Genomic DNA, 21,250 nt, shown 5'->3' on the forward strand with positions numbered 1-21,250 from the left:
ACCTCAGAAGTCGCCGTCTGCCACCTGGAAGACGGTGAGGCCGAGAGCTCGCCACATCTGGACCACCTGGACGCGGTCGTCGAAGACGCCGGCAACCCGGTAACGGTCCCGGATCTCCCGGTCGTAGATCTCCCGCTTGACGATCGAGTCCTTACGGGTGTCGCCGACTGCCCGCATGTGCAGGCCGAGGTGGGGGACCCGGACGTGCCGGGCCAGCCACGCCTCGGTGGCCGCGCGGGCGGAGTCGTCCCTCCCCGAGCAGAAGACCACCCCGTAGCCGGCGGCGTGCATCGCCCGGACCGCCGCGATTACCGCCGTGTTCGGCTCGTCCTCGCCGACCCTGGTCATGTCGTACGGGCTGCGGGACACAGCCAGCGCGACGGTGCCGTCGATGTCCACCAAGACGATCTCCGCTGGTTCGGTCGACGGCGGATGGACCACGGCGGGTCGTCCGGTGCGGGCCTGCGGCACCGGCAACGGCAGCGCCCGCCCTTCCAGGTAGCGCTCGTGCAGCCGGCGAATCGCCTCCGTGCCGACCTGGTCGGCTGCCGGACGAGCGGCGTCCCGCCGCAGGCACTCGGCCAGCGGCACGTCGGTGAAGTCGTGCACCTCGAAGTCGGCGCCGTAGCGGGCGGCCAGATCGGCCCAGCCCCGCAGCGTCCGCGCGCGCAGGTTGGTGTCGTCCACGCAGACGTCCGCGCGGGTCCGCAGCAGCGCCTCGACCTGAGCCCGCTGTACGACTGTCACCTGGGCCTCGGCCCACTGGGTGAAGAGCCTCTCGCCGTGCAGCATCCGGCGCAGGTCGTCGCGGTTGACCCGGAGAACGGACGGCTGGAGGGTACGGGCGAACGTCGTCTTGCCCGAGGCGGGCAGTCCTCGGGTGGCGATCAGGCGGGTCATCGGCGCACCTCCGGCTCGGCGGGCGTACCCCGTTCGGGGTACCCGGCGGCGATCCGCCGGGTGGGCGAATGCCCCGTCGGGCGGCGGGAATGCGGATGGGGAGGCACGTGTTGACGATGCCGGACGAGGTGTGCGGCCCGATTACCGGGTCGGCTCAGGCCCATGGCACACTGGTCAATCGGCCACCGGTTCCGGTTCACGCCCGAGCCCGTCGCGTACGGCGCGACGAGTGATGACGGCGACCCGGCGACCACCAACGAGAGGACCGAGGCGAGATGAAGGCAAACATCCACCCGGAGTACACGACCACCGAGGTCAGCTGCTCCTGTGGCAACACGTTCACGACCCGCAGCACCGCCAAGGGCGGGGCGATCCACGTCGAGACCTGCAGCGCCTGCCACCCGTTCTACACCGGTAAGCAGCGCGTTCTCGACACCGCCGGCCGGGTCGCGAAGTTCCAGCAGAAGTACGCCAAGGTTCAGGCCAAGAAGGCCAAGTAGCTCCTCGTTCGGCGCCCGTGTCCGGTTTTCCACCGGACACGGGCGCCGTCCGTGTTTCACCCAGTTTCCGCCCGGCCGCCGGCCAGTCCGGCCCGCCGCGCGCCTTCGAAGGAGCATCCGCAGCATGAGCAGCGAGCGTCTGGCCGGCCTCCTCGACGAGTACGCGGAGCTGGAGAAGCGGCTGGCCGATCCGGCCATCCACGCCGACCAGGCCACCGCCCGCAGGGTCGGCCGCCGGTACGCCGAGTTGGTGCCGCTGCACAAGGCTGCCGCTGAGCTGGAACAGGCTCGCGCCGACCTTGTGGCGGCTCGCGAACTGGCCGCTGAGGACGCCTCCTTCGCGGGTGAGGCGGAGTCCATCGCCGCGTCCCTTCCGGTGCTGGAGGAACGCCTCGCCGAGCTGCTCATTCCCCGCGACCCGCACGACGCCAAGGACGTGATCGTCGAGATCAAGGCCGGCGAGGGCGGTGAGGAGTCGGCGCTGTTCGCCGGTGACCTGCTCCGGATGTACACCCGGTACGCCGAGCGGCACGGCTGGGTCACCGAGGTGATCGACGCACAGGACTCCGACCTCGGCGGGGTCAAGGACGTCTCCCTGGCGATCAAGACCAAGGGTGTGCCGGACGGCGGCAACGGCGTGTGGTCGCGACTCAAGTGGGAGGGCGGCGTGCACCGGGTGCAGCGCGTCCCGGTGACCGAGTCACAGGGCCGCATCCACACCAGCGCCGCCGGGGTGCTGGTGCTGCCCGAGGCCGAGGACGTTGACGTCACGATCGACCAGAACGACCTGCGCATCGACGTGTTCCGTTCGTCCGGCCCGGGCGGCCAGTCGGTGAACACCACCGACTCGGCGGTGCGGATCACCCACCTGCCGACCGGCATCGTCGTCTCCTGCCAGAACGAGAAGTCCCAGTTGCAGAACCGGGAGCAGGCGATGCGGATCCTGCGGGCCCGACTTCTCGCCAACGCGCAGGAGCAGGCCGACGCCGCAGCCTCGGACGCCCGCAAGGCGCAGGTGCGGACGGTGGACCGCTCGGAGCGGATCCGCACCTACAACTTCCCGCAGAACCGGATCACCGACCACCGGATCGGCTACACGGCGTACAACCTGGACCTGGCGCTCGCCGGCGAACTGGACGGGGTGCTGGACGCCCTCACCGAGGCCGACCGCGCCGCCCGGCTCGCCGGCGACACCGAGCTGACCCGTCGCTGACCGCGACACCGAGCTGACCCGTCGCTGACCGCGCGGGTGGTCAGCTCGCGCGGGGGCGGGACTTGGCGCGGAGCATCTCCCGGTCGGCCAGTTCGAAGGCGACGCTGAGCGCGTCGCGTAACCCGCTGCCGCCGGAGACCTCCGCGAAGCCGATGCTCACCCCGACCGGGGTCCCCGGCACCAGCGACTCCCAGTCCTCCAGTCGGACCGCGGCCTCGATGCGGCGGGCCACCTCGGCGGCCTCGGCCATGTTGGTGTCCGGCAGCACCACCACGAACTCGTCACCGCCGTAACGGGCGACGAAGTCGCCCCGGCGCATCACCCTGTTGATGACGCCGGCGATGCGTTGGAGCACCAGATCGCCGGAGTGGTGGCCGTGCCGGGTATTGACCGCCTTGAAACCGTCCAGGTCGCAGACGCCGATGACCACCCGCTCGCCCCGGGTGACGACGGCGGTGATGTACCGCTCCAACCGACGCCGGTTGGGCAGCCCGGTCAGCGGGTCGGTCAGTGCCTCGCCCTCGAAGCGGGCCGCCTCGCGGCGCATCTCCTCGTGGTCGATCCGAGCGGCGATGCCGTCGATGTAGACGTCCCGCAGCCGGTCGTTGCGCTGGGCGGCGAGCCGGAACGCCAGGCGGTCGGCCCGGTGTGCCGCCAGGTGGTCGCCGGCACGGGTCAGCGCGATGCTGCGCAGCCGGGCCGGCTCGGCTGCCCCGAGCGTCTCGTTGGACACCTGGACGGTGTCCAACCGGGTGACGGCCTCGATCGGCCGCCCGTCGGCCACCGCGAGGCACACCTGGCCGAGTTGTCGCATGTCGCGCGCGCGGGCGCTGTCCCCACCGTGGCTGATCAACCGGGCCGGCTGGGCGTCCCCGCTGGTCTCCACGTGGTCGCCGAGCGCCGCCTGCCGAGCCGCCGCGTAGCCGTACGCGGCGAGGCTGCTGGGGCGGAGTTGGCCGGCCCGCCCGGTGCGGACGAATCGGGCCAGGTCGGAGGCCACGTCCCGGAGCACCCGTAGGCAGCCGTCGCTGTCGCCGTTGTGGTCCAGTGCCACCGCGTTGCGCAACCGGATGCCCGGCGCGGCGAACGTCTCCTCCGGAATTCCCGCGGTCACCCCGAGCTGCCGGGCCCGCTCGATGGCCCCCAGGGCGTACCCGTGGAAGCTGAGGTAGCTGTAGGCCATCGCCAGGTCGTGCCAGCCCCACGCGGTGTCCCGGTCCGGGTCATCCACCGCGCCGAGGGCGCGGGCGGCTCTGACGAGGTGCATGACGCAGCGGTCCAGTGCGCCCTGGTGGTGGGCGGCGAGAGCGGCCAGCGCGTTGAGGTGCCCGTGCAGGTACGGCTCGGCGAGGTCGCGGACCGCCGAGGACGCCTCCTCGATGGCCCGGGTGAACTCCGCGGTCCGACCGAGATTGATCAGCGCGGAGAGGCGCTGCACCATCGCGTCCGCTCGTGCCGCCGGGTCGGAGGTGGTGCGGATCACACGCTCCAGGAGGACGTACGCCTCCGCGGAACGGCTTGCCTCCTGCAACGCCCGGGCGCGCGTGAGCGCATCAACCTGGTCATCGACCCGGTCGAGCCAGCCCACCCGCCAACCTCCTGCCGTGCGCCCTTGGCGCACCCGTTCGTCACGTCGCCCGCGACGCTTCATGATTATGTCGTGAGTACTTTGCCGCAACACCCCCCCGAAGGGACAGGTCCCGTCCGGCCGTCCGCCGCGGTGGCCCGGGCGGCCCGGGTGCTCGCCGCCGCCGGGATCGGCTCGGCGCGGGTGGAGGCGGAGTTGCTTGCCGCGTACGTGCTCGGGGTGCCCCGGGGTCGGCTGGCGCTCGCCGACGATCTCGACGTCGACCAGGTGGCGCGGCTCGACGAATTGACGCGTCGTCGGGCCGGGCGGGAGCCGTTGCAGCATCTGACCGGCCGGGCCGGGTTCCGGCATCTCGAACTGTCGGTCGGTCCGGGTGTGTTCGTGCCCCGGCCGGAGACCGAGTTGCTGGCCGGGTGGGGTGTCGAGCAGGCTCGGGGGCGGGCCGACGCGGTGGTGGTCGACCTGTGCAGCGGCTCGGGCGCGATCGCGCTGGCGGTGGCCCAGGAACTGCCGGAGGCGCGGGTGATCGCGGTGGAGCGGTCTCCGGCGGCGTTGGCCTGGTTGCGGCGCAACGCGGCGGAGCGGGCGAGGGCGGGAGACCGGCCGATCGAGGTGGTCGAGGCCGACGTGACCGCTCCGGATCTGTTGGCGGACCTGGTGGGCCGGGTGGACGTGCTGCTCTGCAACCCGCCGTACGTGCCGGACGCCGTGGTGGTCCCGCCGGAGGTGGCCGGACACGATCCAGCGGAGGCGGTCTTCGGGGGCGCGGACGGTCTGGCGGTGATCCGGCCGGTCGTCACACGGGCGGCGGCGCTGCTGCGCCCCGGGGGCGCGTTCGGTGTCGAACACGACGACACGCACGGTTCGGCGGTGCCCGGGCTGCTCGCCGAGGACGGCGGGTTCGGTGCCGTCACGGAGCACCGGGACCTCGCCGGGCGCCCTCGTTTCGCCACCGCGTCCCGACGGGCGGACGGCCAGGACGCCCCGATCGGGGCGGCGTGGCAGACTGACTCCTCGTGATGCTCTACGACTGCCGGTCGCCCGCCGACCGGGACCGCGGCATCGCTGCGGCGATCGAGGCGGTCAAGAACGGCGAGCTGGTCGTCCTCCCGACCGACACCGTGTACGGGATCGGCGCGGACGCGTTCACCCCGTATGCGGTCAAGGCGCTGCTCGATGCCAAGGGCCGGGGTCGGCAGATGCCGCCGCCGGTGCTGATCGGCTCGCGGCACACCCTGGACGGGTTGGTCTTCTCGCTGCCCACGGCCGCTCGTGATCTCGTTGAGGCGTTCTGGCCGGGTGCTCTGACGATCGTGATCGAGCACTCGCCGAGCCTGCAGTGGGACCTGGGCGACAAGACGGGCACTGTGGCGGTGCGGATGCCGCTGCACCCGGTGGCGCTGGAGGTGCTGCGCGAGACCGGTCCGATGGCGGTGTCGTCGGCCAACAAGACCGGGCAGCCCGCCGCGGTGACCGCCGAGGAGGCGCGTGACCAGCTCAGCTACTCGGTGCGGGCCTACCTGGAGGCCGGGCCCTGCCCGGACCCGGTGCCCAGCACGATCGTGGACCTGACCGGTGAGGTGCCGCAGTTGCTGCGGGCGGGGGCGATCCCGTTGGAGAAGCTGCGGGACGTCGTGCCGGATCTCGTCGACGGTCGGGGGGTCTGAGTGCCCCCGTTCACGGTTCTGCACGTCTGCATGGGCAACATCTGCCGCTCGCCGATGGCGGAGCGGCTGCTCGCTCTGGCGGTGCGGGAGCGTCTGACGCGGCGTGCGGAGGACCCGGCTCAGGCCGAGGAGATGGTGCACAGCCACAGCGCGGGGACGGGTGGTTGGCACGCGGGCGAGGAGATGAACCCGCCGGCGGCACGACAGGTGACCGGCCGTGGTGGTGACGTCGAGGGGTTCGCGGCCCGCAAGTTGCGCTCCGACCACATCGACGCCGCCGACCTGGTCCTGACTGCGACCGCCGACCAGCAGGAGTACGTGGTGGCGTTGCGGCCGGACGCGGCGGCCCGCACGTTCGTGCTGGGTGAGTTCGGCCGGCTGTTGGCAGCTGTGGACGCCACCGCGTTGCCGTCGGCCGAGGCGACCCCGGAGGCGGTGTACGCCCGGGGTGTGGCGTTGGTGGCGGCCGCTCACGATGCCCGGTTGGGGGCGTCGGCGTTGCCCACCGACGATCTGGACGACCCGTGGGGTCGCGGCGACCAGTGCTTCAGCCGGGTCGCCGACGAGATCGAGGAGACGGTCCACCCGCTGGCCGGCGCGCTGCTGCCCTGAGCGCGGTGCGAGTTTCCTCCGGGTTTGGGGAAAACCAGGGGCTAAAGGGGCATTCCGGGTCATTCTGAACGGGTCCTAGCGTGACCGGCTCCTGCGGGGAGAGCTGATGATCCGGGCCCATCTCGACAAACTGCTGACCGTGGTGATCGCCGGAGTGCTGGCCGGGTTGGTACTGGCCGCAGCCGCCCTGCCGGCGGCCCTGGTCTTCGGGATCGGCTTCAGCAACCTGTCCACGCCGTACTCGGAGCTGCCGAACACGCTCCGCACGCCGCCGACGGCGCAGCGCTCCAACCTCTACGCCAACGACGGCACCACCCTGATCACCTCCTTCTACCAGGAGGACCGGGTGGACGTGCCGCTGCACGAGGTGGCCCCGGTGATGCGCCAGGCGATCATCGCCGCCGAGGACGTCCGGTTCTACCAGCACAGCGGCGTCGACCTGCGGGGCGTGGTACGCGCGTTCACCGTCAACAAGCGCGACGGCCGGACCCGGCAGGGCGCGAGCACGCTCACCATGCAGTACGTCCGCAACGTGCTCAGCAGTGACCCGCGGCTGACCGAGGCGCAGCGGGTGGCCGCCACCGAGGTCACCACGGTGCGGAAACTCCAGGAGATGCGATACGCGCTCGCGCTGGAACGAGAACTCGACAAGGAGGAAATCCTCACCCGCTACCTCAACATCGCGTACTTCGGCGCCGGGGCGTACGGCATCGCGGCGGCCAGCAAGCGCTACTTCTCCCGGTCTCCGGCCGACCTGACCCTGGCCCAGGCGGCGCTGCTGGCCGGCCTGGTCCGGTCACCGGACAGCGACGACCCGATCAACGGCGACGCCGACAGCGCGTTGGAGCGGCGGACGTACGTGTTGGAGCGGCTGGTGGAGTCGGGACAGGTGCCGGTGGACGTGGCGGCGGCGGCTCGGGCCGAACCGTTGCAGCTGCAACCCAGCGAGACCCCGAACGACTGCACGGGGGTGCCCGAGACGCACAACGACTGGGGCTTCTTCTGCGACTGGTTCACCCGCTGGTGGAGCAGCCAGGCCGCGTTCGGGGCGAGTGCCGACGAGCGCCAGCGCACGCTGCGCCGGGGCGGGTTCTCCATCGTGTCGTCGCTGGACCCGGCGGTGCAGAAGGCCACCACCGAGCAGGTGCTGAAGATCTACCGACCGACGGATGCGGAGGCCGTGCCGACCGCCGTGGTGCAGCCGGGCACCGGGCGGGTGCTGGCCATGTCGGTGAACCGCGCCTACAGCGTGCAGGACAACCCGGTCGGGCAGAAGAACCGCCCGAACACTGTCAACCAGTTGGTCGCCGGTGGTGGGGCGATCGAGGGGTACCAGGGCGGCTCGACGTTCAAGCTCTTCACCATGCTGGCCGCGTTGGAGTCCGGCCTGCCGCTGTCGACCGAGTTCGTGGCGCCCACCCAACTGCTCACCCGATTCCCGGTCACCGGGCAGGCGAGCTGCGACGGTCGCTGGTGTCCGGCGAACGCGAGTCCGTCGTCGATGGACGGCCCCCGCACCATGTGGAGCGCGTTCGGCCGCTCGGTGAACACGTACTTCGCCTGGCTGACGGAGAAGGTCGGCGCCGACCGGGTGGTGGAGATGGCCGAGCGGCTCGGCATCGTGCTGCGGGCCGACTCCGACGCCAACCTGGCCCGGTACGGCGCGAAGAACTGGGGTCCGTTCACCCTGGGCGTGGCCGCCACCACCCCGCTCGACCTGGCCACCGCGTACGCCACGGTGGCGGCCGAGGGGACCTGGTGCGCCCCGTTGCCGGTGGTCTCGATCACCGACTCGGGCGGTCGTCCGGTCGACGCCGCCAAGCCGGACTGCCGGCAGGTGCTCGACGCCGATGTGGCCAGGGCGGCCACCGACGCCTCGCGCTGCCCGGTCGGCGACCAGTCGATGTACGGGCGATGTGACGGCGCGACAGCGCCCAGACTGCGCGCGCAGGTCGGCCGCCCGGTGGCGGGCAAGACCGGAAGCTCGGAGCGGTACGAGACGGAGACGGTGGTGGCGTTCACGCCGCAGTTGGCGGTCGCCTCGATGGCGGCGAACCCGGACGATCCCCGGGACGCTGTCGGTCAGGCAGTGCAGGCCCGGATGGTGGACGCGGTCGGCAAGGTGCTCGTCGTCGGCCTGCGCGACCAACCGGTACGCGACTTCGTCCCGCCCAGCGAACGAACCGCCTTCCAGGTCACCGGAGCCCGCACCGGCAACTGAGAGCGGGGTGGATCAGCGGGTCTGTTCGGCGTTGCGCGCGATGTTGCGGGCCATCCCGCCGAAGACCACCGTGTGGAACGGGGCCACCGATTTCCAGTAGGCGTGCCCCGGCAGGCCGCGCGGCAGGAAGACGGCGCGTTGCTGGTAGCGGCTGCGGCCGTCGTTGGTTGGCAGCACCCGCATCTCCAGCCAGGCTCGGCCGGGCAGCCGCATCTCGGCGCGCAGCCGCAGCAACTCACCGGGGACGATCTCCTCGACCCGCCAGAAGTCCAGCGCCTCGCCGACCTGGAGGCGGTGCGGGTCGCGTCGGCCCCGACGCAGCCCGACCCCGCCGACCAGCCGGTCCAGCCAGCCCCGGATCGACCAGGCCAGCGGGAACGAGTACCAGCCGTGCTCCCCGCCGACGCCCTCGACGACCCGCCAGAGTGCCGCCGGTGAGGCGTCCACCACCCTCTCGCGCACGTCGGTGTAGGCGGTGCCGCCGGACCACTTCGGGTCGGTGGGCAACGGCTCGGCGGGCGCGTCCGGGCCGCTGGCGTTCGACCAACGGGTTTCCACCTGGGCGTCGCGCACCTTGGCCAGCGCCAGCGCCACCGCGTCGTCGAAGCCGGTCAGCCCGCCCGGCGGGTCGGGTACGTAGCGGGCGATGTCGTGTTCGTCCGCGACCGCCTCCTGGATCAGGCTCTCCACCAGCGGGCGGGCGATGGCGTTCGGCACCGGGGTGATCAGGCCGACCCAGTGCGAGGAGAGCGACGGGGTGAGCGCCCGGACCGGCACGATGATCCGCCGGCGCAGCCCGGCCACCCGGGCGTAGCGCTGCATCATCTCGCGGAAGGTCAGCACGTCCGGCCCGCCGATGTCGAAGCCCCGGTTGACCTCCGCCGGCAGCTCGGTGCAGCCGACCAGGTAGTTCAGCACGTCGCGGACGGCGATCGGCTGGATTCGGTTGCGCACCCAACGCGGCGTGATCATGGCGGGCAGACGTTCGGTCAGGTACCGCAGCATCTCGAACGACGCCGAACCGGAGCCGATGATCACCGCGGCCCTGAGCACCGCCGTGGGCACCCCGCTGGCCAGCAGGATCCGGCCCACCTCGGCCCGGGAGCGCAGGTGCGGCGAGGGGACGGCGTCGGTTGCCGGTAGCGGACCGCCCAGGTAGACGATGCGGCGTACGCCGGCCGCGTGGGCCGCCGCCGCGAAGTTGGTCGCCGCCGCCCGGTCGGCCGCCTCGAAGTCGGATCGGCCCAGCGAGTGCACCAGGAAGTACGCGACGTCCACGTCGGCGAACGCGGCGGCCAGCGTCTCCGGTTTGCTGAGGTCTCCCTCGACGATCTCGGCCGCCGAGGCCCAGGGCACGTCGCGCAGCCGGACCGCCTTGCGGGCGAGGCAGCGCACGGTGTGCCCGTCGGCGAGCAGCAGCGGGGTCAGCCGCCCGCCGATGTAGCCGGTCGCTCCGGTGACGAGGCATCTCACAGGTCCCAGTGTGCGGCCCCCTAGACTCGTTCGCTGTGGAGACCGAAACGAGCACCTTCTGGGGGCCGGATTTCGCGCAGCTCAGGGCCACCGATCCGGAGATCGCCGGGGTGGTCCTCGGCGAGCTGGAGCGGTTGCGGGGCGGCCTGCAGCTGATCGCCAGCGAGAACCTGACCTCGCCGGCGGTGCTGGCCGCGCTCGGTTCGACGCTCACCAACAAGTACGCCGAGGGCTACCCGGGCCGGCGCTACTACGGCGGCTGTGCCGAGGTGGACCGGGCCGAGGAGATCGGCATCGCCCGCGCCAAGGAGCTCTTCGGTGCCGAACACGCCAACCTCCAGCCGCACTCCGGTGCGAGCGCCAACCTGGCCGCGTACGCCGCGCTGGTGCAGCCGGGTGACACGGTGCTGGCGATGGATCTGCCGCACGGCGGGCACCTCACCCACGGCAGCCGGGTGAACTTCTCCGGCAAGTGGTTCCACCCGGTCGGCTACCCGGTCCGGCCGGACACCGAGCTGATCGACTACGACGAGGTCCGGGACCTGGCTCGGACCCACCGACCCAAGCTGATCATCTGTGGTGCCACCGCGTACCCCCGGCTGATCGACTTCGCCCGGTTCCGGGAGATCGCCGACGAGGTCGGCGCGTACCTGATGGTGGACGCCGCGCACTTCATCGGCCTGGTCGCCGGCCGGGCGATCCCGTCCCCGGTGCCGTACGCCGACGTCGTCTGCGCCACCACCCACAAGGTGCTGCGCGGCCCGCGCGGCGGCATGATCCTGTGCCGCGAGGCTCTGGCCCAGCGGATCGACAAGGCGGTCTTCCCGTTCACCCAGGGCGGCCCGCTGATGCACGCCGTCGCGGCGAAGGCGGTCGCGCTGCGCGAGGCCGCCCAGCCGGAGTTCCAGACGTACGCCAGCCAGGTCGTCCGCAACGCCCAGGCGCTCGCCGCCGGGCTTGCCGACGAGGGGATGCGCCCGGTGTCCGGTGGCACCGACACCCATCTCGCGCTGATCGACCTGCGGGAGCTGGGGGTGACCGGCGCGGACGCCGAGCGACGCTGCGACGCCGCGTCGATCACCCTGAACAAGAACGCCATCCCGTACGATCCGCAGCCGCCGATGGTGGCCTCCGGCATCCGGGTGGGCACGCCGAGCGTCACCACCCAGGGGATGCGCGAGGGGGAGCTGCGGCAGGTGGCCACGTTGATCGCCCGAGCGGTACGCACCGATCCCGGGGCGCCGGGCGGCACCGACCAACTGACCCGGCTGGGTGCCGAGGTTGCCGAGCTGGTCGCGGCGTTTCCGGCGTACCCCCGTGGCTGAGCCCGGGGTGGTCGAGCCCGACAGCGACCGGCGGTGGCGGCTGCGGCACCTGCCGGTGCTGTTGACCGTATCGGCGGCGCTCGCCATGGTCGCCGCGGTCGTCGGCGCGGTGACCGGCGGCGCGACGGCGGCGGTCGGCGCGGCGGCCGGGGTGGGCGTCACGGTCCTCAGCTACACGCTGACCACGGTGGTGCTGGCCCGGGCCGACCAGGTCAACCCGCAGCTGCTGCTGCCGCTCGGCGTGGGCCTGTACGTGCTGAAGTTCAGCCTGCTGGGTGGGGTGCTGGTGGCGGTGGCGTCGACCGGTTGGGCGGGGTTGATCCCGCTCTGCCTCGGCATCGTCGCCGGGGTGGCAGTGTGGACGGCGGTGCACATCTGGTGGCTGACCACCGTGCACGCTCGCCGGGCGCACCGCTGACCCGGCGGGTCGTCCCACTTTTTGGACGCGCGGCAATGTGTCGGCCTCCGGTCATTTTCCGACGGGCGGAAGGGGAGTAGCGTGCCCACAGACGACGGCGCCCACGAGAAGCCCACACAACGACGGTTGTGCGGGGGGTGAGGCACAGCCTCGTCTTCCCGGCTGATATCGTTCGCCCCGTCATGGCTGGTGACCAAACCCCCCGTCCCGCCGGTGAACCGGACGATTATCCGTCCGGCGCCGGTCAGGGTTGGACCGCGCTCAGCTACCTCATCGGAGGGATGCTCGTGTGGGGCTTCATCGGCTGGCTGGTTGACCAGTGGCTCGACACCGGTGGCGTCGCCACCGGCATCGGAGTCGTGCTCGGTATGGCCGGGGGGATCATCCTGGTCGTTCGCCGGCTCGGCACGCCAACTTAGGAAGGGACGCGGTGTTCGGACAGGCGAACGTTCTGGCAGCGGGCCAGGCGGGATTCCCACCTACGGTGGACGACTTCTACCTGCCCAGCATCCTGCCGTGGGGGGTGGAAGACTCCTACTGGTTCACCAAGATCACGGCGATGGTCTGGATCGCGGTCGGCGTCCTGATCATCTTCTTCCTGGCGACCTACCGGAACCCGCAGCTGGTGCCGACGAAGAAGCAGTGGTTCGCCGAGTCGATCTACGGCTTCGTGCGCAACAACATCGCCGTCGACATGATCGGCCACGCGGGTGTTCGCTTCGCGCCCTACTTCACGACGCTGTTCTGCTTCGTGCTGCTGACGAACGCGTTCGCGATCATTCCGTTCTTCCAGATCTCGCCGAACTCGCACATCGCCTTCCCGGCGATCCTCGCGATCATCAGCTACGTGCTGTTCAACTACATCGGCATCAAGAAGCACGGCTTCGTCAAGTACTTCAAGAACTCGCTGATCCCGCCGGCACCGTGGTACATCCTGCCGCTGCTGATCCCGATCGAGCTCTTCTCGACCTTCATCGTCCGGCCGTTCTCGCTCGCGGTTCGTCTCTTCGCGAACATGTTCGCCGGTCACATGCTCCTGCTGGTCTTCACGCTCGGCGGCTTCGCCATGCTGAGTGCAAACGCCTGGCTGGCCCCGGTCTCGGTGCTCTCCTGGGTGATGACCATCGCGCTCACCTTCCTCGAGTTCCTGGTGATCTGCCTGCAGGCGTACGTCTTCACCGTCCTCACCGCCAGCTACGTACAGGGCGCGCTCGCCGACGAGCACTGATCCACCGCACCAACCGTTGTCGTCCCGCGTGAGAGTCACGCGTGATAACCAGGAGGAACCACACCAATGGACGCTAGCGTTCTCGCCGAGGTCACCGGTAGCACCGCTGCCATCGGCTACGGCCTCGCCGCCATCGGCCCCGGCATCGGCGTCGGCCTGGTCTTCGCTGCCTACATCCAGTCGACGGCCCGCCAGCCGGAGTCGTCCCGGATGACCCTGCCCTACGTCTGGATCGGCTTCGCCGTCATCGAGGCGCTGGCGCTGCTCGGCATCGCCTTCGGCTTCATCTGGGCCGGCTGATCCCGCCCCTAGACCGGGAGGTAACCATGTACTTCCTCGCCGCTGAGGGTGGTGAGTCCACCCACAACCCGATCATCCCGCTCTGGCAGGAGGTCGTGGTCGGGTCGGTGGCCTTCGCCGTGCTCTGCTTCGTGTTGATGAAGTTCGTCTTCCCGCGCATGGAGCAGACGTTCCAAGCTCGGGTCGACGCCATCGAGGGCGGCATCAAGCGCGCCGAGGCCGCCCAGGCCGAGGCGAACCAGCTGCTCGAGCAGTACCGTGCCCAGCTCGCTGAGGCCCGGACCGACGCCGCCAAGATCCGTGACGACGCGCGGGCCGACGCCGAGGGCATCCGGCAGGACATCCTCGCCAAGGCGCGGGAGGAGTCCGACCGGGTCATCCAGGCCGGCAAGGACGCGCTCGCCGCCGAGCGGGCCACCATCGTGCGCGAGCTGCGCGCGGAGGTCGGCACGATCGCGGTGGACCTGGCCAGCAAGATCGTCGGCGAGTCGCTGGCCGACGAGGCCCGGCGCAAGGGCACCGTCGACCGGTTCCTGAGCGGTCTCGAGAGCACGGGGGCCCGCTGATGCAGGCCGCCAGCCGGGAGTCGTACAAGGTCGCGGCCGAGCGCCTCGACGCGTACGTCCGCGGCGCGGAGCCGTCGGCGGTGGCCTCCACCGCCGACGCCATCCTCTCCGTGGCGACCCTGCTGCGGCGCGAGCCGCGGCTGCGCCGGGCGCTCTCCGACCCGGCCCGGTCTGGTGCGGATCGCGGCGCTCTGCTCGGCGACATGCTGGGCGGGCGGATCGGCGCGGACGCGCTCGACCTGCTCGTGGCGCTGGTCTCCGGCCGCTGGTCGGCACCGTCGGAGTTGCTCGACGGCGCCGAGCGGCTGGGGGTGGAGGCGCTACTCGCCAGCGCCGACAAGGCCGGCGAACTGGGCGAGGTCGAGGACGAGCTGTTCCGCTTCGGCCAGGTCGTGGCCGGTCAGTCGGCGCTGAGCAACATGCTCGCCGACACGGCCGCCCCGGTCGAGCAGCGGGCCACCCTGGCCCGCGAGCTGCTCGCCGACAAGGCCCGTCCGGTCACCGTCCGCCTCGTCGAGGTCGCACTCGGCGGGTTCGGGGGGCGCTCCTTCAATGGCGCGCTCACCCGGCTGGTGGAGCTTGCCGCCGACCGGCGTGACCGGCAGGTGGCGTACGTGACCGTCGCGGCCCCGTTGAGTGACGAGGACGAGCGTCGGCTGGGTGCGAGCCTCACCGCGATATACGGTCGAGAGGTCTCCGTCAAGCAGACGGTCGACCCCGCCGTCCTGGGTGGCGTGAGCGTCCGGGTCGGCTCCGACCTGTACGACGGCACCATCCTGCGCCGCCTCAACGAGACCCGCAACGCGCTCGCGAAGCGCTGACGGCTTTGCCGCCCAGCGGCTGTGTGGCTCCGCCGCCCAGTCGGGGCGGCTCCGCCGCCCAGCGCCCGGATTGACAGACGCCATTCGGACCGGTTGGTACTAGGTATCCCGGGCCCCTGAATTTTAAGGAAGCAGAGGATGGCCGAGCTGACCATCTCGACGGAGGAGATCCGCGGCGCCCTGGAGCGCTACGTCTCCTCCTACTCGTCCGACGTCTCCCGCGAGGAGGTCGGCACCGTCGCCGACACCGGTGACGGCATCGCCCACGTCGAGGGCCTGCCCTCGACCAAGACCAACGAGCTGCTGGAGTTCGAGGACGGCACGCTCGGCGTGGCGTTGAACCTCGACGTCCGGGAGATCGGTGTCGTCGTTCTCGGTGACGCCGCGAAGCTGGAGGAGGGGCAGCGCGTCAAGCGCACCGACCGGGTGCTCTCCGTGCCGGTCGGCGACGCCTTCCTCGGCCGCGTGGTCAACGCGCTCGGCCAGCCGATCGACGGTCTCGGCGACATCGCCGACGAGGGCTACCGCGAGCTGGAGCTGCAGGCTCCGAACGTGATGTCCCGGCAGTCGGTGTTCGAGCCGCTGCAGACCGGCATCAAGGCGATCGACGCGATGACGCCGATTGGTCGGGGCCAGCGGCAGCTGATCATCGGTGACCGGAAGACCGGCAAGACCACGGTCGCCCTGGACGCCATCCTCAACCAGCGGGACAACTGGCGCACCGGCGACCCGAAGAAGCAGGTTCGCTGCATCTACGTCGCCATCGGCCAGAAGGCCTCCACGATCGCCTCCATCAAGGGTCAGTTGGAGGAGGCGGGCGCGCTGGAGTACACCACCATCGTGGCCTCCCCGGCGTCCGACCCGGCCGGCTTCAAGTACATCGCCCCGTACACCGGCTCGTCCATCGGGCAGCACTGGATGTACGGCGGCAAGCACGTCCTGATCGTCTTCGACGACCTGAGCAAGCAGGCCGAGGCGTACCGGGCCGTGTCGCTGCTGCTGCGTCGCCCGCCGGGCCGCGAGGCGTACCCGGGTGACGTCTTCTACCTGCACTCCCGCCTGCTGGAGCGCTGCGCGAAGCTCTCCGACGAGCTGGGTGGCGGCTCGATGACCGGTCTCCCGATCATCGAGACGAAGGCCAACGACATCTCGGCCTTCATCCCGACCAACGTCATCTCGATCACCGACGGTCAGATCTTCCTGGAGACCGACCTGTTCAACCAGGGCGTCCGTCCGGCGATCAACGTCGGCACCTCGGTCTCCCGGGTCGGTGGCGCCGCGCAGGTGAAGCCGATGCGCAAGGTCGCCGGTTCGCTGCGCCTCAACCTGGCCCAGTACCGCGAGCTGGAGGCGTTCGCCGCCTTCGCCTCCGACCTGGACAAGGCCTCCCGGGCCCAGCTGGACCGCGGTGTACGGCTGGTCGAGCTGCTCAAGCAGCCGAACTACTCGCCGTTCCCGGTGCAGGAAGAGGTCGTCACGGTCTGGGCCGGCACCGAGGGCAAGCTGGACGACATCCCGGTGGGTGATATCCGGCGCTTCGAGTCGGAGTTCCTCCAGTACCTGCGGCACAAGCACGCGGGTGTGCTGGCCGGGATCGCCGACAACCAGTGGAACGACGACATCGTCGGCTCTTTGGACAACGCGATCACCGAGTTCAAGCAGGTCTTCCTCGGCAAGGGCGACGAGCGTCGGGTCAACGACGCGCCGGCCGCTCCGCTGGAGGGCGACGAGAACCGCGAGACGGTGACCCGCTTCCGCGACGGCGCGACCGACCGCCCGGCCGAGAGCTGATCCCATGGCGGCCCAGGTACGCGTTCTTCGTCAACGGATCCGCTCGGCGAAGTCGATGAAGAAGATCACCAAGGCGATGGAGCTCGTGGCGACGAGCCGGATCGCCAAGGCCCAGGCCCGGGTGCAGGCGTCCCTGCCGTACGCCCAGGCCATCACCGGTGTGCTCACGGCGCTGGCGTCCAACGCGCGGATCGACCACCCGCTGCTCACCCCGCGTGAGCGGGTGCGGCGGGCCGGCGTCCTGTTGGTCACCAGCGACCGTGGCCTGGCCGGCGGCTACAGCTCCAACGCGATCAAGACGGCGGAGTCGCTCATCGCGCGGCTCCGGGCGGACGGCAAGGAGCCGGTGCTCTACGTCATCGGGCGTAAGGGCGTCGGGTTCTACCGGTTCCGTGACCGGCCGATCGAGGCGAACTGGACCGGGTTCAGCGAGCAGCCGTCGTTCGAGGACGCCCGTGCCGTGGGTGAGACGCTGATCAAGGCGTTCACGGCCGGTGCGGACGACGCCGACGGCAGCGCCGGGGCGGACGGGGTGCTCGGCGTCGACGAGTTGCACATCGTCTACACCGAGTTCCACTCGCTGATGACGCAGACCCCGGTCGCCAAGATCCTCGGGCCGATGCAGGTCGAGGACCGGCCGCGCTCCGAGGGGCTGCTGCCGGCCTACGAGTTCGAGCCGGAGGCGGAGGCGCTGCTCGACGCGCTCCTGCCGAGATACATCAACACGCGGATCTACGCGGCGTTGCTCGAGTCGGCGGCGAGCGAGTCGGCGGCACGGCGGCGGGCGATGAAGAGCGCCACCGACAACGCCGAAGACATGATCGACAAGTACACGCGTGAGATGAATTCGGCCCGCCAGGCCGGGATCACCCAGGAGATCAGCGAGATCGTCGGCGGCGCGAACGCGCTGGCCGCGTCGGGAAGTGAAGTGTGATGACTGCACCAGTAGAGACCAAGACGGCCACGGGTCGCGTGGTCCGGGTCATCGGCCCGGTCGTCGACGCCGAGTTCCCGCGCGACGCCATGCCTGCCCTGTTCAACGCCCTGAACGTCACCGTGAACCTGTCCGGCGGTGAGAAGACGCTGACCCTGGAGGTCGCCCAGCACCTGGGTGACAACCTGGTCCGCGCGATCTCGATGCAGCCGACGGATGGTCTGGTTCGCGGCGCGGAGGTTCGTGACCGCGGCGAGCCGATCACCGTTCCGGTGGGCGACGCGGTCAAGGGCCACGTGTTCAACGCGATCGGCGAGGTGCTCAACCTCAAGGAGGGCGAGACCCTCACCCCGGACGACCACTGGGGTATCCACCGCAAGGCCCCGGCCTTCGCGGACCTGGAGCCGAAGACCGAGATGCTGGAGACCGGCATCAAGGTCATCGACCTGCTCGCCCCGTACGTCAAGGGCGGCAAGATCGGCCTGTTCGGCGGCGCGGGCGTGGGCAAGACGGTGCTCATCCAGGAGATGATCACCCGTGTTGCCCGTAACTTCGGTGGTACCTCGGTCTTCGCCGGCGTGGGTGAGCGCACCCGTGAGGGCAACGACCTCATCGCCGAGATGACCGAGTCCGGCGTCATCGACAAGACCGCGCTGGTCTACGGCCAGATGGACGAGCCGCCGGGCACCCGTCTGCGGGTGGCGCTCTCCGCGCTGACCATGGCGGAGTACTTCCGGGACGTGAAGAAGCAGGAGGTGCTGCTCTTCATCGACAACATCTTCCGCTTCACCCAGGCCGGTTCGGAGGTCTCCACCCTGCTCGGCCGTATGCCGAGCGCCGTGGGTTACCAGCCGACCCTGGCCGACGAGATGGGCGAGCTCCAGGAGCGGATCACCTCCGTCCGGGGCCAGGCCATCACCTCGATGCAGGCGATCTACGTGCCGGCGGACGACTACACCGACCCCGCCCCGGCCACCACGTTCGCCCACCTGGACGCGACCACCAACCTGGAGCGGTCGATCTCCGACAAGGGCATCTACCCGGCCGTGGACCCGCTGGCGTCCTCGTCCCGGATCCTCGCCCCGGAGTTCGTCGGCCAGGAGCACTTCCAGGTCGCCACCGAGGTGAAGCGGATCCTGCAGCGCTACAAGGACCTGCAGGACATCATCGCCATCCTCGGTATCGAGGAGCTCTCCGAGGAAGACAAGATCACCGTGGCCCGGGCCCGGCGGATCGAGCGCTTCCTGTCGCAGAACACGTACGCCGCGGAGCAGTTCACCGGTGTGCCGGGCTCGACGGTTCCGATCAAGGAGACCATCGAGGCGTTCCGTAAGATCAGCGAGGGTGAGTACGATCACTTCCCCGAGCAGGCGTTCTTCATGTGCGGCGGTCTCGACGACCTGGAGAAGAAGGCTGAGGAGCTGATGAAGGGCTGACCAGCCCGATCAGATCCGCAACAAAAAGACTGCCCCGGCAATGCCGGGGCAGTCTTTTGTTCATCTTCGCGTCCTATCATCGTCGCGGTCCGTTACCGGTGGTCGTCGCTTCCACGGCACCCGAGATACGGTCGTTCCGCGCTCACCCGAACGAGCGTTGATCCTTGCAACCTTTCGGCGACGTGCGCCCGTCTTTAACCCGTGGGCGTAACGAACGGAGATGCTCGTGGGTAAGGCCGGCAAGAGTGGCCGCAGGTCGTCCGTCTGGCGGGGTGTGCCGCGTTGGGCCAAGATCTGCACGGTGTTCGGCACCGTGCTGACAGTGCTCAGTGGGGCCGTGCTGGTCGGCTCCGAGGTGCTCATGGCGCGCTACGAGGGTGCCGTCGGCAAGGCGGACCTGTTCGGTGACCAGGCGGCGGGTGCCCAGGCGAAGAAGAGCGAGATCAAGGGTCCGCTCAACATCCTGCTGGTCGGCATCGACCCGCGTACGCCGACGGCGGCGCCACTGGCAGACTCGATCATGGTGCTGCACGTGCCGGCATCGATGGACCGCGCCTACCTGTTCTCGATGCCTCGGGACCTCTACGTGCGCATCCCGCCGTTCAAGAAGGCCGAGTTCCTGGGCGAGACCACGAAGATCAACGCTGCCATGTCGCACGGCAGCAAGGTCCCGGGGGCGAACCCCGACGCGGCCCGCGGCTTCGAGCTGCTGGCGACAACTGTGCAGAACGTGACGGGCATCAAGCGCTTCGACGCTGGCGCGATCATCAACTTCAGCGGTTTCCAGAAGATCGTCGACGCCATGGGTGGCGTCAACATGTACATCGAGCGGGAGGTGCGGTCCGAGCACAAGCAGCCGGACGGTAAGGCGCGCCCGGGCAACACTCGCGGTGAGGGCTACGTCGGCCCGCAGGCGGTGTACAAGAAGGGCAACCAGCACCTGAGTGGGTGGCAGGCGCTGGACTACGTGCGGCAGCGTTACCCGAAGAACGGCGTTCCGGATTCGGACTACGGCCGGCAGCGTCACCAGCAGCAGTTCGTCAAGGCGATGGTCGGCCAGGCGTTCAGCGCCGACGTGGTGTCCAACCCGGTCAAGCTGGACAAGGTGCTCCGCGCCGCCGGTCAGTCGCTGATCTTCAACGGTCGGGGCAACAGCGTGGTCGACTTCGGGCTCGCCCTGAAGGACATCCGCCCGAACACCATCGAGATGATCAAGCTTCCGGGTGGCGGGGTGTACGACGGCAAGAGGTACCTGGGTGAGCAGTTCCAGGAGGGGGTCCCGGACTTCTTCACCGCACTGCACAACGAGCAGCTCGATCCGTTCCTGCTGGAGCACCCCGAATTCGTGAACAAGACGAAGTAGCCGTGAAGCCGATGTCCCCACCCGCGTGGGGCGCGCCCCGGCGTCAGGCTAGACTTTCGGCAATCCGTAGCCGCAGCAAGGAGACAGCGTGGCACAGCAGCTTCACGTCGAGCTCGTCGCCGTCGAGGAGAAGGTCTGGTCGGGTGAGGCCGAGATGGTCGTCGCCCGGACGACCGAGGGCGAGCTCGGTGTCCTGCCGGGCCACGCGCCGCTGCTCGGCCAGCTCGCCGAGCCCGGCCAGGTGCGCATCAAGCTCGCTGGCGGCGAGCAGGTCTCCTACGAGGTCGCCGGCGGCTTCCTCTCGGTGAGCGCCGACGGTGTCACCGTGCTGGCCGAGAGCGCAACCCCGGTTTCCGCGCAGAGCCGCTGAGTCAGACCGGGGATGGAGATCGTCGAGGGATTCGGGATCGGCGTTGTCGTCATCCTCGTCGCGCTTCTGATCCTCTTCGTCCGGCGAGCTCTGGTCACCCGTAGCGGTGGCATTATCCGGCTCAGTGTCCGGGTCACCACCGTACTGGACGGCCGCGGCTGGTCACCCGGTTTCGGCCGCTTCGTCGGTGACGAGCTGCGGTGGTACAGGATGTTCAGCTTCGCGATCCGGCCCAAGCGGGTGCTGTCGCGCAAAGGGCTGGCGGTGGAGCGTCGACGGTTGCCCGAAGGTCAGGAACGGCTCTCCATGCCGGCCGACTGGGTGATCCTCCGCTGTACCAGTCACCACGCACCGGTGGAGATCGCCATGGCGCGATCGACAGTTACCGGCTTTCTCTCCTGGCTCGAGGCCGCCCCTCCGGGGGCGGTCTCGCCGCGTATGGCCTCCCAGGACTGGCCGGCCGCCTGACGGCAGCCTGCCCAACGTACGGCCGGCTTGATCGACACCGTATCGCCGATGTGGCG

The 21,250-nt window shown here is 70.2% G+C and carries 22 protein-coding genes; 19 read left to right on the plus strand and 3 right to left on the minus strand.

Going from position 1 to position 21,250, the window contains the following annotated elements; all coding sequences use genetic code 11:
• Window positions 1-3 precede the first annotated feature (3 nt).
• Window positions 4-900 carry a phosphatase domain-containing protein gene (locus tag FHU34_RS06830; protein WP_145779199.1) on the minus strand — a complete coding sequence of 299 codons (897 nt, stop codon included), beginning with the start codon at window positions 898-900 and terminating at the stop codon, window positions 4-6.
• Between the two features lie 275 nt (window positions 901-1,175).
• On the opposite strand from FHU34_RS06830, the gene rpmE reads away from it, so the two are divergent.
• Both rpmE and prfA read left to right on the plus strand, forming a co-directional pair.
• Entirely contained in the window at window positions 1,176-1,400 is a 225-nt protein-coding gene (gene rpmE, locus FHU34_RS06835; RefSeq protein WP_088987870.1) for a 50S ribosomal protein L31, read from the plus strand.
• Between the two features lie 124 nt (window positions 1,401-1,524).
• Entirely contained in the window at window positions 1,525-2,613 is a 1,089-nt protein-coding gene (gene prfA / locus FHU34_RS06840) for a peptide chain release factor 1 (RefSeq protein ID WP_145779200.1), read from the plus strand.
• 40 nt (window positions 2,614-2,653) lie between these two features.
• On the opposite strand, the gene FHU34_RS06845 is transcribed toward prfA, so the two are convergent.
• A complete protein-coding gene (locus FHU34_RS06845; RefSeq protein ID WP_145779201.1) occupies window positions 2,654-4,201 on the minus strand; it encodes a GGDEF domain-containing protein in 1,548 nt (515 codons plus the stop codon).
• A gap of 72 nt (window positions 4,202-4,273) precedes the next feature.
• Here FHU34_RS06845 and prmC point away from each other — a divergent pair, with 72 nt between their 5' ends.
• The 4 genes from prmC to FHU34_RS06865 all read left to right on the plus strand — a co-directional run bounded on the left by prmC (window position 4,274) and on the right by FHU34_RS06865 (window position 8,701).
• Complete coding sequence (gene prmC, locus FHU34_RS06850; protein WP_145779202.1) at window positions 4,274-5,221, plus strand: peptide chain release factor N(5)-glutamine methyltransferase; 948 nt, start codon at window positions 4,274-4,276, stop codon at window positions 5,219-5,221.
• A complete protein-coding gene (locus FHU34_RS06855) occupies window positions 5,221-5,868 on the plus strand; it encodes an L-threonylcarbamoyladenylate synthase (RefSeq protein WP_088987874.1) in 648 nt (215 codons plus the stop codon). Before prmC ends, FHU34_RS06855 begins: the two co-directional genes overlap by 1 nt.
• Window positions 5,869-6,480 (plus strand): arsenate reductase/protein-tyrosine-phosphatase family protein, encoded by a 612-nt coding sequence (locus FHU34_RS06860; RefSeq protein WP_145779203.1) that lies wholly within the window; start codon window positions 5,869-5,871, stop codon window positions 6,478-6,480.
• Window positions 6,481-6,586: 106 nt separating this feature from the next.
• A complete protein-coding gene (locus FHU34_RS06865) occupies window positions 6,587-8,701 on the plus strand; it encodes a transglycosylase domain-containing protein (RefSeq protein ID WP_145779204.1) in 2,115 nt (704 codons plus the stop codon).
• Between the two features lie 12 nt (window positions 8,702-8,713).
• Here the strand turns inward: FHU34_RS06865 and FHU34_RS06870 are convergent, their stop codons facing one another.
• A complete protein-coding gene (locus tag FHU34_RS06870; protein ID WP_145779205.1) occupies window positions 8,714-10,174 on the minus strand; it encodes an SDR family oxidoreductase in 1,461 nt (486 codons plus the stop codon).
• Window positions 10,175-10,209: 35 nt separating this feature from the next.
• Between FHU34_RS06870 and FHU34_RS06875 the strand changes: the two genes are divergently transcribed.
• From FHU34_RS06875 to FHU34_RS06935, 13 genes are all read left to right on the plus strand, one after another.
• On the plus strand, window positions 10,210-11,499 hold the full coding sequence (locus FHU34_RS06875; RefSeq protein WP_208744932.1) for a serine hydroxymethyltransferase: 1,290 nt from the start codon (window positions 10,210-10,212) through the stop codon (window positions 11,497-11,499).
• The gene (locus tag FHU34_RS06880; RefSeq protein WP_145779207.1) at window positions 11,492-11,917 is read left to right on the plus strand and encodes a hypothetical protein; all 426 of its coding nucleotides are present in this window, start codon (window positions 11,492-11,494) and stop codon (window positions 11,915-11,917) included. The genes FHU34_RS06875 and FHU34_RS06880 overlap by 8 nt, the downstream gene beginning before the upstream one ends.
• Window positions 11,918-12,099: 182 nt before the next feature.
• Entirely contained in the window at window positions 12,100-12,336 is a 237-nt protein-coding gene (locus tag FHU34_RS06885; RefSeq protein WP_088991414.1) for an AtpZ/AtpI family protein, read from the plus strand.
• A gap of 11 nt (window positions 12,337-12,347) precedes the next feature.
• Window positions 12,348-13,145, plus strand: coding sequence for a F0F1 ATP synthase subunit A (gene atpB / locus FHU34_RS06890; protein WP_145779208.1), 798 nt, complete (start codon window positions 12,348-12,350; stop codon window positions 13,143-13,145).
• A 66-nt stretch (window positions 13,146-13,211) separates the two neighbouring features.
• Entirely contained in the window at window positions 13,212-13,445 is a 234-nt protein-coding gene (locus tag FHU34_RS06895; protein WP_067312849.1) for an ATP synthase subunit c family protein, read from the plus strand.
• A 26-nt stretch (window positions 13,446-13,471) separates the two neighbouring features.
• The gene (locus FHU34_RS06900; RefSeq protein ID WP_145779209.1) at window positions 13,472-14,011 is read left to right on the plus strand and encodes a F0F1 ATP synthase subunit B; all 540 of its coding nucleotides are present in this window, start codon (window positions 13,472-13,474) and stop codon (window positions 14,009-14,011) included.
• Window positions 14,011-14,832 carry a F0F1 ATP synthase subunit delta gene (locus FHU34_RS06905; protein ID WP_145779210.1) on the plus strand — a complete coding sequence of 274 codons (822 nt, stop codon included), beginning with the start codon at window positions 14,011-14,013 and terminating at the stop codon, window positions 14,830-14,832. Before FHU34_RS06900 ends, FHU34_RS06905 begins: the two co-directional genes overlap by 1 nt.
• Window positions 14,833-14,970: 138 nt before the next feature.
• A complete protein-coding gene (gene atpA / locus FHU34_RS06910) occupies window positions 14,971-16,623 on the plus strand; it encodes a F0F1 ATP synthase subunit alpha (protein WP_145779211.1) in 1,653 nt (550 codons plus the stop codon).
• A 4-nt stretch (window positions 16,624-16,627) separates the two neighbouring features.
• The gene (locus FHU34_RS06915) at window positions 16,628-17,557 is read left to right on the plus strand and encodes a F0F1 ATP synthase subunit gamma (protein WP_145779212.1); all 930 of its coding nucleotides are present in this window, start codon (window positions 16,628-16,630) and stop codon (window positions 17,555-17,557) included.
• Complete coding sequence (gene atpD, locus FHU34_RS06920; protein WP_145779213.1) at window positions 17,557-18,993, plus strand: F0F1 ATP synthase subunit beta; 1,437 nt, start codon at window positions 17,557-17,559, stop codon at window positions 18,991-18,993. The genes FHU34_RS06915 and atpD overlap by 1 nt, the downstream gene beginning before the upstream one ends.
• 220 nt (window positions 18,994-19,213) lie before the next feature.
• Window positions 19,214-20,356 carry an LCP family protein gene (locus FHU34_RS06925; protein ID WP_145779214.1) on the plus strand — a complete coding sequence of 381 codons (1,143 nt, stop codon included), beginning with the start codon at window positions 19,214-19,216 and terminating at the stop codon, window positions 20,354-20,356.
• An 88-nt stretch (window positions 20,357-20,444) separates the two neighbouring features.
• Complete coding sequence (locus FHU34_RS06930; protein WP_088987887.1) at window positions 20,445-20,726, plus strand: F0F1 ATP synthase subunit epsilon; 282 nt, start codon at window positions 20,445-20,447, stop codon at window positions 20,724-20,726.
• Between the two features lie 12 nt (window positions 20,727-20,738).
• Window positions 20,739-21,194: a DUF2550 domain-containing protein gene (locus FHU34_RS06935; protein ID WP_088987888.1), complete on the plus strand. Its 456-nt coding sequence runs from the start codon at window positions 20,739-20,741 to the stop codon at window positions 21,192-21,194.
• Window positions 21,195-21,250 lie beyond the last annotated feature (56 nt).

Source organism: Micromonospora taraxaci, assembly GCF_007830095.1.
In the GTDB taxonomy this organism is placed as follows: Bacteria; Actinomycetota; Actinomycetes; order Mycobacteriales; family Micromonosporaceae; genus Micromonospora; species Micromonospora taraxaci.